The organism is Actinophytocola sp. (genome assembly GCF_050699935.1).
Lineage (GTDB): Bacteria > Actinomycetota > Actinomycetes > Mycobacteriales > Pseudonocardiaceae > Actinophytocola.
This window is the reverse complement of the sequence record NZ_JBOHGB010000178.1, coordinates 1-13,840: the sequence shown is the minus strand read 5'-3', so window position 1 is coordinate 13,840 and position 13,840 is coordinate 1. Positions and strand designations below refer to the sequence as shown.

Genomic DNA, 13,840 nt, shown 5'->3' with positions numbered 1-13,840 from the left:
GAGCGCGCGGCCCTGGGTGCGCGCGGCACGCTCGGCGGCCCGGGCGTCCGGTAGCCGGCACAGCGCGGGGGTGAAGCGCTCGGCGAACGTGCCGAACCCGCTGCGCCGCAGGACCTCCCCCGGCGCCGGCAGGGTGAGCCGCCGCTCCTCGACGGTGAGCGGCGTGGCGGGGTCGGCGCAGGTCGGTGGTGTGGCTGGGGCGGCGGTGGCCGACACCGTGGAGACGAGTGTGGCGACGAGGCCGAGTAGGACCACGAACGACAAGCGGGCCAACGGTTTCACGGGAACTCCCTCGCTGGGCGAGCACAACTCGAAACACTCCTGACCAGGAGCGTTAGCGCACGTCGTCGGCCTGTTTCGAATTGTGCTCGGTTTCAGGGTTGTGGGAAACATACCGACCGAACGCGACGGAGGGACCCCTCGAACCTATGCCGTCCAGTGGGGTGGGCGGGTGATGGCAGGCGGGAGCGTGGTGGCGGCGTCGCCGCGGGCGGCGTTCACCTGGAACCGCGTGAGGTACAGGGCCGTGCCGAGGTCGGCGCCGCCGAGGTTCGCGCCCCGCAGGTCGGCCCCGATCACGTCGGCGAGGCGCAGGTCGGCGCCCTGGAGGTCGGCGCCGATGAGGTAGGCACCACGCAGGTTCGCCCCACGCAGGTCGGCGCCACGCAGGTCCCGGCCCATCAGGTCCGCCCCACGCAGCTCCTGGGCACGCGACCCGCGGATGAGCTCGCTCGCACGCCGCAGCCAGGTGTCGACCGCGCAGCGGTGGGCGTCGATGTCCAGTGCCGCGAGCGACTCCGCGTCCTGCCGGGTCAGCCGCTCCGTCTCGGCGAGGGAGTCGCGCAGCTCGTCGTGGACCGGGCCGGCCGCGGGGCGGGCCAGCGCCTCGGAGAGGTACCAGAGCAGCTCGTGCAGGTCCCGCATCACCGCGAACGCGGCGAACATCCGGCCGGCGGTGTCCGGGTGGGTGCGCCAGTCGCGGCCGCCGAACGTCTCCTGGGCCACCCGCTGACCGGCGCCGAAGCAGTCGTACACCGCGCAGCCGGGGAAGCCGTGCTCCCGCAGCCCGTCGTGGATGCCGCAGCGGAAGTCGGCGAGCAGGTTGACGCACGGCCGCCCGGCCGGCTTGTCGATCGCGAAGTCGGCCGAGGCGGCGAACGCGGGCGCGACGCAGCACAGCGCGAAGCAACGTGTGCAGTCGGCACGCAGGTCGGTCAACGGCTCGCCTCCTCGATCCCCGGCCCGCCACGGTAATCCGGTCGCGGCGGGGGACGGCGTCCGACTACTGTCCGCCGCGTGACATTCCGACTGTGACGTGACCGCTGGCGAGGCGTGGCCCGTGGCCCGCCGCCAGTGATGCGGGCCGGCTGGCGCCGTCCCGGGTCACGTCATGGGAGTCACACGTGCGATTCCGCCTGTTGGCGCGCACCGTGCGGGGCATCGAGCGGCTGGTGGCGGCCGAGGTCGCCGCGATCGGGCCGGGTGGAGCGGATCCGGCACCGCGAGGTCTGGTTCACCGCACCGCCGACGCCCGCCGTGCTGGACCTGCGCACCGCCGACGACGTCTTCCTCGTCGGCGCGGGCTTCTCCGGTGTCGGGCACACCCGCGCCGACCTGTCACGCGTGTCGCGGGCGGCCGCGAGGCTGCCGGTCGACCACCTGCTCGCGCTGCGCGAACGCTACGGCGGCCCGTCGGTGGGGCCGGGCGTCGAGGTCGTCGCCTCCTTCGTGGGCCGGCGGAACTACAGCCGCTACGACCTGGAGGACGCCGCCGGCGCGGCGCTGCCCGGCTACGTGTCCCGCCGCCACGGGCCACCGCCGCCCGGCGGCTCCTCGTGGCGGCTGAGCGTGGTGGGCGACGCGGCGGTCCTGGCGCTGCGGGTGGCGGGGCGGCCGCTGCACCGGCGGCCGTACCGGGAGCGGTCGGTCCCGGGGAGCCTGCACCCGCCGCTGGCGGCCGCGCTGGTGCGGCTGGCGGGCGTCACGCCGGGGATGAGTGTGGTGGATCCCTGCTGTGGCGCGGGCACGCTGCTGCTGGAGTCCCCGGGGCGCCGCCTCGGGGTCGACGCCTGCCCGGTGGCGCTCGGCTCCGCGCGGGCGAACGGCGTACCGGCGGTGACCCTGGCCGACGCCGGCCGGCTGCCCGTGGCGTCCGGGAGCGTGGACCGGGTGCTGGTCAACCCGCCGTGGGACCGCCAGGCATGCTCCCGGGCGAGCCTGGCGACCGACCCCGCGCGACTGTGGCGCTCGGTGCGCCGGGTGCTGCGGCCGGACGGTGCCGTGGCCGCGGTCATACCGGAACCGGACCTGCCCGGCCTGCGAGTGACCACGACCCTCCCGATCCGGATCGCCGGCCGGCCGGCACATCTGGTTCTCGGACGGCTCCCCGGCAGAAGGTGAGTAGCGGAAGTTGAGTAGTCGTACGGATCCAGCGCCCTGGTGCTCGTCGCGACACTCGGCGCATGGCCACAGCTGACCCGCTGCCCCGCATCGCCGACGCGCTGCGCGAGATGAGCGACCGCATCCAGGAGATCAGCACCGAACTCCGCACCCTGGAGCCGAGCTGGCGCACGCCCGGCGACCTGAGCACGCACTACGCCGAGCCGCGCCTCGCCCCCGAGCCGCGCGCCACCGCCCAGCCTCATCCGGCCGCCCAACCACACCCCGCCACCCAGCCACATCCGGCCCAGCCACATACGGCCACCCGGCAACATCCGGCCGCGGAGCCGAATCCGGTCGACCAAACACACCCCGCCACCCAGCCGCACGCGGCCGCTCAACCACACCCGGCCGCCACGCCGGATCCGGCGGCCGGGTCGCTGCCCGTCCCACCGATGCCGCCGCCACCCGCGCCGCCGTTCGGCGCCCAGCCCGGATTCCAGCCCGGACCGCAGCAGCAGATCCCCGCCTGGCCCCAACTCCCGCCACCACAACCACCCGCGCCCACCCCGAGTCTGTGGGAGCGCGCCACCCGCGACGGCGCCGGGAGCCGGATCCTCGCCTGGGCCGGCGGTGTCGTGACGCTCGCGGGTGTCGTGCTGCTGCTGATCCTCGCCGTCCAGCGGGGCTACCTCGGGCCGGTGCCCCGGGTCCTGCTCGGCGCCGGGCTCGGCCTCGCACTCGTCGGGATCGCGCCGCGGCTGCACCGCAGCCCGCACGCGCGCACCGGGGCCTACGCGATCGCGGCCACCGGGTTCGCCGTGCTGTACCTCGACGTCATCGCGGCCACCACGCTGTTCGGCTTCCTCTCCCCGGCCGGCGGGCTCGGCGCGGGGCTGGCGGTCGCCGCGGCGGGGCTGCTGGTCGCCGTGCGGTGGGATGCCCAGACGCTCGCCGTGTTCGTCGTCGTGTGCTGCGCGTGCGCCGCGCCGATCCTCACCGACGGGTTCACGCCGCTGCTGATCGGCTTCCTGCTGGTGCTGCAGATCGGCTCGACGCCGGCGCAGCTGGCCCGGCGCTGGGGCGGCCTGTGCCTCGCCGCCGGGATACCGACGGTGCTCATGTCGATCGTGAGCATCGCGCTGGCCGAGACGGCCGACGAGCCGCTGATCGCCTACCTCGCTCTGCTCACCAGCGCCGCGCAGGTCCTGGTGGCGGCGGGCAGCGCGCTGCGCCGCCCGAACGACCCGCTGCCGGCGGGCCTGCTGCTGCTCGCCCCGGCACCGGCGATGCTCGCCGCGAACCTCCTGCCACCGGCCGGCGCCGTGGCGCTGCCCGCCACGATCTCGGCACTGCTCGTGCTCGTGTGGGCGCTCAGCCGGCTGACCGACGTCGCGCTGCCCAGGACGTTCGACATCGCTGCCGGCGCCGCCGGTGCGGTCGCGCTGCTCCAGGCGACGGTCACCGCCTTCGACGGCTCGGTGGTCGCGATCGTGCTGCTGGCCGAGGCGTTGCTGCTCGCGCTCGTGGCCCGGGCCATGCGCTACCCGGCGGCGCTCGCGGCCGCGTGCCTGTTCGGGCTCGCCGGGCTGACGACCGCGTCGGCGACCGCACTGCCGGGCGATCTCATCGGCTCCTCGCCCGACGGCCGGCTGCCCGTCGGCACCGTCGTCACGGCCGGGCTGACCGGTCTGCTGCTCGCCGCAGCCGTCCTCACCACCTGCTGGGTGGCCACCCGCCTCGGCGTGCTGCGCGACGACGGTGCCCGCGCGGGATGGCTGCTTGGCGGGTTCGTCGCGCTGTACGGCGAGACCGGCACCGTGCTGTCGATGGGTCTGCTGATCTCCCCGGACCGCACCGGGTTCCTGCTCGGGCACGTGCTCGTGACGGTGTCCTGGACAGTCGGCGCGCTGGTGCTGCTGCTGCGCGGCATCGACTCGGTGCCGGCACGGATCGCCGGGCTGTCCCTGGTCGCCGCCGCGCTGGTCAAGCTGGTCCTGTTCGATCTGTCCTCTCTGGACGGTCTGGCCCGGGTCGCCGCGTTCCTCGTCGCGGGCCTGGTGCTGCTCGGCGCCGGTACCCGCTACGCGAAGCTCGTCTCCACCCGGACCACCACGGAAGGAAGTTGAGGACGCCCCAACCCGCGAGTCCCCCACTCCCGCACGCGAGTCCCCGTTTCGAACCGGCCCACTCGCTGACCGGAGCGGGGGACTCGCGGGGAATATGGGGAGCGGTGGGGTCGTTACGGGGGTAGTTGAAGAGGCAACTAGTTGGGATGATGACAGTGATGCAGTTCGGGATCTTCACCGTCGGCGATGTGACCGAGGACCCGACCAACGGCACCACGCCGAGCGAGTACGAGCGGATCAGGTCGATGGTGACGATCGCGCTGAAGGCCGAGGAGGTCGGGCTGGACGTGTTCGCCACCGGTGAGCACCACAACCCGCCGTTCGTGCCGTCCTCGCCGACGACCATGCTCGGCTACGTCGCCGCGCGCACCGAGCGGCTCATCCTGTCCACCTCGACCACGCTCATCACCACGAACGACCCGGTCAAGATCGCGGAGGACTTCGCGATGCTGCAGCACCTCGCCGACGGCCGGGTGGATGTGATGATGGGCCGGGGCAACACCGGACCGGTCTACCCGTGGTTCGGCCAGGACATCCGCCAGGGCATCCCGCTCGCCATCGAGAACTACGCGCTGCTGCATGACCTGTGGCGCAAGGACGCCGTCGACTGGGAGGGCCGCTTCCGCACGCCGCTGCAGGGGTTCACCTCCACGCCGAGGCCGCTGGACGGGGTGCCGCCCTTCGTCTGGCACGGCTCGATCCGCAGCCCGGAGATCGCCGAGCAGGCCGCCTACTACGGCGACGGCTTCTTCGCCAACAACATCTTCTGGCCCAAGGAGCACTACATGCGACTGATCGGGCTGTACCGGCAGCGCTACGCCCACTACGGGCACGGCACGCCCGAGCAGGCGATCGTCGGGCTCGGCGGCCAGGTGTTCATGCGGAAGAACTCGCAGGACGCGATCAACGAGTTCCGGCCGTACTTCGACAACGCGCCGGTGTACGGGCGCGGACCGTCCCTCGAGGACTTCACGGCCCAGACACCGCTGACGGTCGGCAGCCCGCAGCAGGTGATCGACCGGACGCTGACGTTCCGCGAGTACTTCGGTGACTACCAGCGCCAGCTGTTCCTGATGGACCACGCGGGCCTGCCGCTCAAGACCGTGCTGGAGCAGCTCGACATCCTCGGCGAGGACGTCGTTCCGGTGCTGCGCAAGGAGTTCGCGATCGGCCGGCCGGCCGAGGTGCCGAACGCCCCGACGCACGAGTCGCTGCTGGCCGCCCGGGCGGCCCCGGCAGAGGAGGTGACCGTCGAATGAGGACACTCGTGGTGGTGTCGGCCGGCCTGACCGTGCCGTCCGCCACCCGGTTGCTGGCCGACCGCCTCGCGGCGGCGGTCAGCGGCCAGACCGAGGTGACCGTCGAGGTGGTGGAGCTGCGCGACCTCGCCGGTGACATCGCGAACAACTTCGTCACGGGGTTCGCCTCGCCCAGGCTGGCCGACGCGCTCGAGACGGTCACCCGGGCGGACGCCCTGATCGCGGTGACGCCGATCTTCACCGCGTCGTACTCGGGCCTGTTCAAGTCGTTCTTCGACGTGCCGGACCAGGAGGCGCTGATCGGCAAGCCGGTGCTCATCGCGGCCACCGGCGGCACGGCCCGGCACTCGCTCGCGCTGGAGCACGCCCTGCGGCCGATGTTCACCTACCTCCGCGCGGTGGTCGTCCCCACGGCCGTCTACGCGGCGTCGCAGGACTGGGCCTCCGCCGGTGACGACGACCTGGCGCACCGGATCGCGCGGGCGGCGGGTGAGCTCACGGAGCTGATGGAGGGCCGCCCGCCGGCCGGACCGGCGGCGACGGAGACGGTGATCCCGTTCGAGCAGCAGCTCGCCGCCCTGCGCCGGCCGCCGAAGGAGTCCTGACACGGCACGGACCTCCGGGCGGCCTCCGGCCCCCCGTTTTCATGCTACCGGCGCACACCGACAAAACCGCGCCACCAAGCCAAAGCCTGTGGACTACCGCCCCGGGGGTCCCCCCGATTTCCAGCTTACGTGGCTCCACCGACAGTTCTCGTGGACGCGAAGCAGGGCCTGTGGACGGTGATCGACCGTCCACAGGCCGTCGCTCGTGTCGCCGAGAATGTCGGTCCTCGCCCGTAGTCTGGAAACAAGGGGGACCCCCTCGTGGTTATCCACAACTCGCGCGGCTGTCCACAGATTCGCGAGAGTCCGTGCCTGGTCAACGATGTCCGTTTCCCGACCGCCCGGCCTAGGTAATCGATTACCAAGACCGACCGAGGGCGCGTAGTCCTCTGGGCGCGCTAGCCCGCCTCCTCGGCGAGGGTCTCGGCGAGGGCGGTGTCGTCGGCGACCGCGCTGAAGCCGAGCCGCCACCGGCCGCCCGGGTAGGTCCCGGCCGGCCACGCGCGGCCGTCCGGCGACCACAGCGACTGCACGGTGGCGAGCCCGTGGCGGCGCTGGAACCAGTGGTTGTCGGTCGCCCACGAGGAGCCGGTCCCGTAGCCGGCGGCGAGCGTGACACCGGGCGAGCTCGCCAGGAGCCAGCGCGGGAAGCCGGCCACGTCGCCGTCCCGGTCGAGCGCGGCGGAGTCACCCACGGTGGCGAGCGCGGTGTCCAGGCTGAGCGCCGCCTCCCACACGCCGGCCGTCGTCGGGCCGGAGACGTGCCAGGTCAGCCCGCTGTCGAGCCGGTCGCCGCCGAACCCGATCGTCCAGTCCGCGGTCACCGGCTCGTCGCCCATCGGGATGCCGGTGAGCGCCACGCGCGTCGCGTCGACCGCGACGCCGGCGGCCGGCCCGGCGACGTCGGTCGGGCCCCAGCCGCCGACCGCGAGGTACGGGCCGGTCATCCGGGCCGACACGTCCAGCACCGGGCGGTAGTCCCCGCCGCCGGCCGGGTCCACGGCCAGGCCGCGCAGCTCGGTCGTCGGCCAGGTCCGCACGTCGGCGGTCAGGTACGGCGTGGTGATCCGCTGCCCGCGCTCGACCACCTCGGGCGTGAAGGTGAGCGGCGCGAGGTAGAGCCCGCCCTGGCCCCAGCCGGCCCCGGTGACCCACGTCGTGCCGTCCGGCTCGGTGACGACCTCGGCGGCGTGCGAGTCGATCCGGCCGGCGAGGTCGCGGATGGAGAACGCGAGCGGGTCCTTGCTGCGGTACACGCGGGTGTCGCGGTAGGCGGAGTCGCAGCAGACGAACAGGTACCACCAGCCGTCCCGGTTGACCACGAACGGCGACTCGGTCGGCCCGCCGAACGTGCCGGACGCCGGATGCTCGAAGGCGACGTGCTTCTCGCTCCAGTGCAGCAGGTCCGTGCTCGTGCGGTAGGCGACCTGGTGGTTGCCGCCGGCCGGCGTGCTGTTCGCGGTGTAGTACATGACCCACTGCTCCCCGACCCGGGTGACCATCGGGTCGCGGGCGTCGTAGCCGTCGGTGAACAGCGGGTTCGCCGGGCTCCGCGTCCAGTGCACGAGGTCGGTCGAGGTCGCGAGGTGCATCCGGTAGGCCGTACGGTCCGGCGTGCCGCCGGCGTAGAACAGGTAGTACGTGCCGTCGACGTACACCGCGTGCGGGGCCCAGATGTGGCTCTCTCCCGCGGCGGGGTCGGCGGTCAGCGCGAACGGCTGCTTGGTCCACGGGCCCCGCGGCGACGGTGCGGTCGCGTGCCCGAAGTTCTTCTCGTCCATGGGGTCCGCGGGCTCGGGGTGGGTGATCGCGAAGACGTGCCAGGTGCCGGTCGCCACGTCGCGGATCATCGTGTGGTCGTTGTAGTACCACGGCTCGGACTCGCCGACGGACGGGTCGTAGACGTGGAACGACGGGCCGGCCGACACGGTCGCGCCGGGCGTCTCGTAGGCGACCGCGCCGTCGCGTGGTTCGGTGGTCTCGGCGGCCGCCGGGGTCGCCACGAGCAGGGCGGCGACCGCGACCAGCAACAGGGTTCGGCGGATCATGGCTTCCTCAGATCAGGCTGGGTCGGGGGATCTGGCTGCCGGTGGCGAACTGGTCGTGCCACGTCGCGGACGCGCCGAACGCCGAGCCGGTCGACAGCGCCGCCCACACGTCGGCCGCCGTGCCGCGGGTGAACGTGAGGATGTCCGTGCGGCCGTCGCCGTCGACGTCGGCGAGCCCGGGCGCCTCCTGGCCGACCGCGAAGAAGTCGTGCCACTTCCAGGCGTTCTGCACGAAGCGCGAACCGTCCGAAAGGGACACGAACACGTCGGCCGTGCTGCCCCGGGTGAACGTGACCACGTCGTCGCGGCCGTCGCCGTCGACGTCACCGGTGCCGGCGAGCTCGCTGCCGGCCGCGAAGTTGTCGTGCCAGAGCCAGCCGTCCTGCACGAACGCGCCGCCGTTGGACAGCGACACGAACGCGTCGGCCTGGGTCCCGCCGGTGAACGTGACGATGTCGTCGCGACCGTCGCCGTCGAAGTCGCCGACCCCGGGCCGCTCGGTGCCGACGGCGAAGTGGTCGTGCCACTTCACCCCCGGGCCGAACCCGGAGCCGGTGGACAGCGCGACGAAGACGTCGGCGGCGTCGCCGCGGGTGAACGTGATGATGTCGGTCCGGCCGTCCCCGTTGACGTCGCCCACCTCGGGGTACTCGGTACCGGGCGCGAAGAAGTCGTGCCACTTGGCCGACGCCCCGTATCCGTCTTCTATGGACAGTGCGACGTGGACATCCGCGAGCGAGCCGCGGGTGAACGTGATGACGTCCGAACGGCCGTCGCCGTCCACGTCGCCGGTGCGCGGCACCTCGCCGTCGAGGGAGAAGAAGTCGTGCCCCTTGACCGCGGTGCCGAACGCCGAGCCGGTGGACCGTGCCGTGTAGACGTCCGCGTCCGGCCCCTGCGTGAACAGCACGGCGTCGTCGCGGTCGTCGTCGTTGGTGTCGCTGGTGTTGCGGGCCTGCACGCGGGCGTTCACCACCCCGGAGGCCGGGCCCGTGTTGCCGGCGCCGTCGACGGCCACCACCCGGTAGTACCGCGTGGCCCCGGCCGGCAACGGGCCGTGCCGGTACCCCGTGGCGGTCACCGTGGCCACCAGGTTGCCGGGCGTGACCGGCACCGACGGGTTCGTCGACGCGTACACCCGGTAGCCCGCCACGCCGACGTCGTCGGTGGCCGCTTGCCAGGTCAGCGGGATCGCGTGCGTGCGGCCGGGGCCGACCTCGAGCCCCCCGACCCCGCTCGGCGGTGCGGTGTCGGTGAACGGGGCGACCAGGTTGACCGCCGAGTACCGCGCCGCCGTCCACTGTGGACCACCTGGTTCCAGGCGCACGGTGATCGAGGACTTGCCGGCGGTCAGCGCCGGTGGCAGCGTGAGCTCGTCGTCGAGCCAGCGCTGCGTGGTGTTGGCGAGGGGCTGGGTCCAGGCGCCGGCGCCGGCGCCGTCGACGGTCACCGTGGCCGACTGGTAGCCGGCGTTCTGGTCGCTCGTCCGGCGCAGCCGCACGCCCTCGTTGCCCGGATCGATCGCGAGCCGGAAGCTGACCGCGCCGCCGGTCGCCCGCACCTGGCCGGTCACCGACTCGCCGTCGTGGTCGCCCTCGTACACGCTCGTCAGCTCGTACTGGCCCGCCGCACCGGACTCGGTGTAGTCGTGCTCGCCTCGGCTGCCGGGGTCGCCGACGTCGATCGTGTCGGTGATCCGCGAGCTCAGGTCCGGCTTCGTGTAGAGAAAGGCGGTCGAGCTCTCGTCGACCTGGTAGTCGTTCTGCGGGCCGTGCTCGATGCCGAACCGCAGGCCGGTCGTGAAGGACATGGCGTCGCCGACCTGCAGCCGGTACATGGCGTCGCACTCGACCGCGCACGAGCCGGCGCGGATCCGGTGGCCGGTGTCACCGGTGAACACGCCGGAGTACTCGCCGCGGTTGAAGTACCAGCCGGACTCGTAGTAGTCCTCGGTGCCGGTGCCGTGGAACGCCGGGCTCAGCGCACCGTCCACATAGGCCCGCTCGTCGCCCTCGAGGTAGCCGCGCTCGTTGCCGCCGGCGATCTGGTTGCGCACGACCTGGGTGACGCCGAGGAACCGGCCGCGGCCGGAGCGGTCAACCACCGGCCAGTCCCGACCCGGCGTGCTGGCGCCGGCGCGGGACTCGGTGGTGAAGTGGCCGGCGCCGCCGCTCGGGCCGAGCTCGCCCACCCACTTCTCGTTCGGCGCGTGGGTGATCTCCGCGTCGATCCCGGGGATCGCGGCGCCGGTGGTGTTGACGAGCGAGACGTTCGCCGACGACGCGTACGGCATCATCCACCACGAGCCGTACCAGCCGCCCGGCGCCGGGTCCATGCCGGACATCAGCGAGCGGACGTCCCGCTCACCCAGCGGCGCGCCGAAGAACTCGGCGACCGGCGAGTCCACTGTGGTCCGGCCGTCGAAGGTCATGCGCAGCCGCAGTCCATTGAGGTTCGCCTCCGTGGCGGCGCCGTCCGGTACCCGCAGGCGCAGCGCGGTGATCGCCGCCGGGCCGGTCAGGTCGGCGAGCGTGGCGGTGCCACCGGGTCCGGGCGAGACGGTCGTGGTGTCCGTGGTGGCACCGGGCTGAGCTGGCTTGGGGTCGATCCGGCCCGCCTGGCGCAACGTGTTCACCACGTCGGTCGCCGGATCGGCCGGGTCGAACCGCGTGACGCCCTCGGCGCTGGCGAACTCGCGGTGGCTCACGTGGTAGAAGAGCGGGTTGTTCGTCGTCGTGATCAGCATCGAGTCCCGGTACGGCATGGGCACCTTGATCGTGACGCCGCCGGAGGTCTGGTCCGCATTGGACACCAGCGGCCAGACGAACGGCGCGCCGAGTTCCCCGTCGACCACGCTCTGCAGGTTCGCGTCGAGCACGGTCACGCCGTCGAGCACGACGCGGATGTTGCCGGTGGCGGTGACGTCGCCCTCGTCGCGGGTGAACCAGATCGACGACACCTCGCCGGGCCCGCGGTCCTCGGCGAGCACGCAGCCCGGTCCGTCCGTGCGCAGGCACGAGTAGGTCCCGACGAAGCCGTCGTCGTTGCTGCCGTTGCGGGCGAAGCTGGAGAACTGCTTGGTCCGGGAGCCGGACGCCAGGTCCGGCAACAGGTCCAGCCGGCGGTAGGTGTCCCAACCGACCGGGCCGTTCGAGGCGGCCGTGGCCGCGGGCTCGGCGGACGTGGGTGTCGCCACGGCGACCAGCACCCCGGCGATGGCCAGTGCCGTACAGGACAGGGCGGCGAGCAGGGATCGCCGGAAACGTCGCATCGAGGTCACCCTTCCGGAGGTGGCCGGCGTATGGGTAAACGATTACCGAAGCAGTGTCCTTTCGTGGGTTCCTGACGTCAATAGGCCGGACGGTGGGCATCAATTCACGAGCATGACTCACCTTCTCCGCGTGCGCGAATTTGCCGGATCGTTCAACAAAACCTCGCTTGCGGAGATGCACGCGATGGGCTCCCCGCAACGCCGCGGATCCACGCTCCCTGCGCCGGGCGTACGCGGCGAGCCTGTCCGGCACCGCGTTGGAGTACTACGACTTCGCGGTGTATTCGGTCGCCGCGGCCACGATCTTCGGCGACCTGTTCTTCCCGTCCGGCGACGGCCCCGCCGCCACCTTGGCCGCGTTCTCCACGCACGCGGTGGGCTACCTCGCCCGCCCGCTCGGCGGGTTCGTGTTCGGCCGGCTCGGCGATGTGCTGGGGCGCAAGCAGGTCCTGGTGTACACCCTGCTGCTGGCCGGCATCGCGACGTTCCTGGTCCACGCGGCGATCGGCGGCCCGGCCGCGCTGCTGCTGGTACTGCTGCGCTTCGCCCACGGCGTCGCGGTCCGCGAGTGGGGCGGGGCGGTGCCGCTCTCGAGTGATACGGCGACCCGCGGCGGCGCGGGTTCTGGGCGTCGGCCGCGCAGCTCGGCCCGCCCGCCGGCACGCTGATCGCGAACGGCGTGCTGGCGCTGCTGTCCATCTCGCTCACCGACGCGGCGTTCACGTCGTGGGGCTGGCGGGTCGCGTTCCTGCTGTCGGCCGTGCTGGTCGGGTTCGGGCTGTGGATCCGGTTGCGGTTGGCGGAGACCCCGGTGTTCCGGCGGATCACCGAGCGCGGCGAGCGGCCCGGCGCCCCGGTGTCCGAAGTGGCCGGTCCGGAGCGGCGGGCACTGGTCGCCGGCGTGCTCGGCACGTCCCGCGGGCAGGGGTCGGCCGCGGTGATGATCGGCTCGGCGTGCCAGCTGCTGCTGATGCCGGCCTTCGGCGCGCTGTCCGACCGGATGAACCGATGCCGGCTGTACCTGTACGGCACGATCGCCGCCGCGGGGTGGCCCTTCGTGTTCTTCCCGATGATCGGCAGCGGCTCGTTCGGCCGGCTGACGCTCGGCGTGGTCGTGGCGCTCGTGATCCACGCGGCGCTCTCGTCGCTGGCGTACACGCTCGCCGGGGTGGTCGGTGGCGCGCCGGCCCCGCTGATCCTCACCGCGCTGCTCGCCGAGTTCGGCGGCTGGTCGATCCTCTGCGCGTACGTCGTGCTCACCGCGGTGCTGACCGGCGTCGGGCTGGCGCTCGCCCGCGACCCGGTGGTGGAGTCCGAAGAGGACGCCGCACTCACCGAGGCGAGCTGATCACCCGGCGTCAGACCACCGCCTGGTAGGCCTCGACCAGCTGGCGCTCCGAGTCGTCCAGGTACTTGTGCAGCAGGCGTTCCGCGGCCTGTCCGTCGCCGGTCTGGATCACCGCGAGGATCTTCCGGTTGCGCTCCAGGTAGGGCTCGTGGAAGCGGCGCGGGTCGGCCATCGAGTGGAAGTGCAGGCGCAGCTCCGCCAGCACGCCGCGCATCAGCTCGTCGACCCGCGGGCTGCCGGCCAGGGCCGCGACCCCTTGGTGGAACACCATGTTCGCCGTGCCCAGCGCGCGCCAGTCCTGCGCTCGCCGCGCCTCGTCGCCCTGCACCACGGCCGCCGCCATGTCGTCGACGGGCGGCGGGTGGCCGGCGAGACCGCGTACCGCGCCGCACTCGACGAGCTTGCGGACGCGGTAGACGTCGATGAGGTCGTCGACGGTCAGCTTGCAGACGAACACGCCACGGTTGAGCTCGTGCACGAGCAGCCGCTCGTGGGTCAGCAGCCGGAACGCCTCGCGCAGCGTGTTGCGCGAGACCCCCAGCGCGGAGCCGATCGAGTCCTCCGCGAGCCGCTCCCCGGGCGCGAAGAAGCCCTCGGTGATCCGGGACCGGAGGATGTCGGCGAGCCGCTCGACCGTGCTGGTCCGACCGAGCAGCCTACGGTCGGCCGCCAGCTCCAGATCCGGGCTCACCATGCCCTCACGCCCTTTCTGACCAGCGACGTCCAGGGCGACGATTGTAGCCACACCACCACTCAGGACGGTCACCGATGCGTGGAAGGACGCCTTGCGGACGCTCGGCG

At 72.9% G+C, this 13,840-nt stretch carries 8 protein-coding genes and 2 pseudogenes; 5 read left to right on the top strand and 5 right to left on the bottom strand.

Going from position 1 to position 13,840, the window contains the following annotated elements; translation table 11 throughout:
- Positions 1–282 (bottom strand): annotated as a pseudogene (locus tag ACRDTB_RS33655) (hypothetical protein); the annotation flags it as partial.
- A gap of 144 nt (positions 283–426) precedes the next feature.
- Positions 427–1,218 (bottom strand): pentapeptide repeat-containing protein, encoded by a 792-nt coding sequence (locus tag ACRDTB_RS33650; protein WP_431436253.1) that lies wholly within the window; start codon positions 1,216–1,218, stop codon positions 427–429.
- Positions 1,219–1,482: 264 nt separating this feature from the next.
- Between ACRDTB_RS33650 and ACRDTB_RS33645 the strand changes: the two genes are divergently transcribed.
- The 4 genes from ACRDTB_RS33645 (at position 1,483) to ACRDTB_RS33630 (ending at position 6,372) form a co-directional block, all read left to right on the top strand.
- Positions 1,483–2,400 carry a TRM11 family SAM-dependent methyltransferase gene (locus ACRDTB_RS33645; RefSeq protein ID WP_431436252.1) on the top strand — a complete coding sequence of 306 codons (918 nt, stop codon included), beginning with the start codon at positions 1,483–1,485 and terminating at the stop codon, positions 2,398–2,400.
- 62 nt (positions 2,401–2,462) lie between these two features.
- On the top strand, positions 2,463–4,508 hold the full coding sequence (locus ACRDTB_RS33640; RefSeq protein ID WP_431436251.1) for a DUF2339 domain-containing protein: 2,046 nt from the start codon (positions 2,463–2,465) through the stop codon (positions 4,506–4,508).
- Between the two features lie 158 nt (positions 4,509–4,666).
- Complete coding sequence (locus tag ACRDTB_RS33635) at positions 4,667–5,767, top strand: LLM class flavin-dependent oxidoreductase (protein WP_431436250.1); 1,101 nt, start codon at positions 4,667–4,669, stop codon at positions 5,765–5,767.
- Complete coding sequence (locus tag ACRDTB_RS33630) at positions 5,764–6,372, top strand: FMN reductase (protein ID WP_431436249.1); 609 nt, start codon at positions 5,764–5,766, stop codon at positions 6,370–6,372. The genes ACRDTB_RS33635 and ACRDTB_RS33630 overlap by 4 nt, the downstream gene beginning before the upstream one ends.
- Positions 6,373–6,770: 398 nt before the next feature.
- On the opposite strand, the gene ACRDTB_RS33625 is transcribed toward ACRDTB_RS33630, so the two are convergent.
- The gene (locus ACRDTB_RS33625) at positions 6,771–8,420 is read right to left on the bottom strand and encodes a family 43 glycosylhydrolase (protein ID WP_431436248.1); all 1,650 of its coding nucleotides are present in this window, start codon (positions 8,418–8,420) and stop codon (positions 6,771–6,773) included.
- A gap of 7 nt (positions 8,421–8,427) precedes the next feature.
- Positions 8,428–11,691 carry a DUF2961 domain-containing protein gene (locus ACRDTB_RS33620; protein WP_431436247.1) on the bottom strand — a complete coding sequence of 1,088 codons (3,264 nt, stop codon included), beginning with the start codon at positions 11,689–11,691 and terminating at the stop codon, positions 8,428–8,430.
- A gap of 167 nt (positions 11,692–11,858) precedes the next feature.
- Between ACRDTB_RS33620 and ACRDTB_RS33615 the strand changes: the two are divergent.
- Positions 11,859–13,039 (top strand): annotated as a pseudogene (locus ACRDTB_RS33615) (MFS transporter).
- A gap of 10 nt (positions 13,040–13,049) precedes the next feature.
- On the opposite strand, the gene ACRDTB_RS33610 reads toward ACRDTB_RS33615, so the two are convergent.
- Positions 13,050–13,733: a GntR family transcriptional regulator gene (locus ACRDTB_RS33610; protein WP_431436254.1), complete on the bottom strand. Its 684-nt coding sequence runs from the start codon at positions 13,731–13,733 to the stop codon at positions 13,050–13,052.
- Between the last annotated feature and the right edge of the window lie 107 nt (positions 13,734–13,840).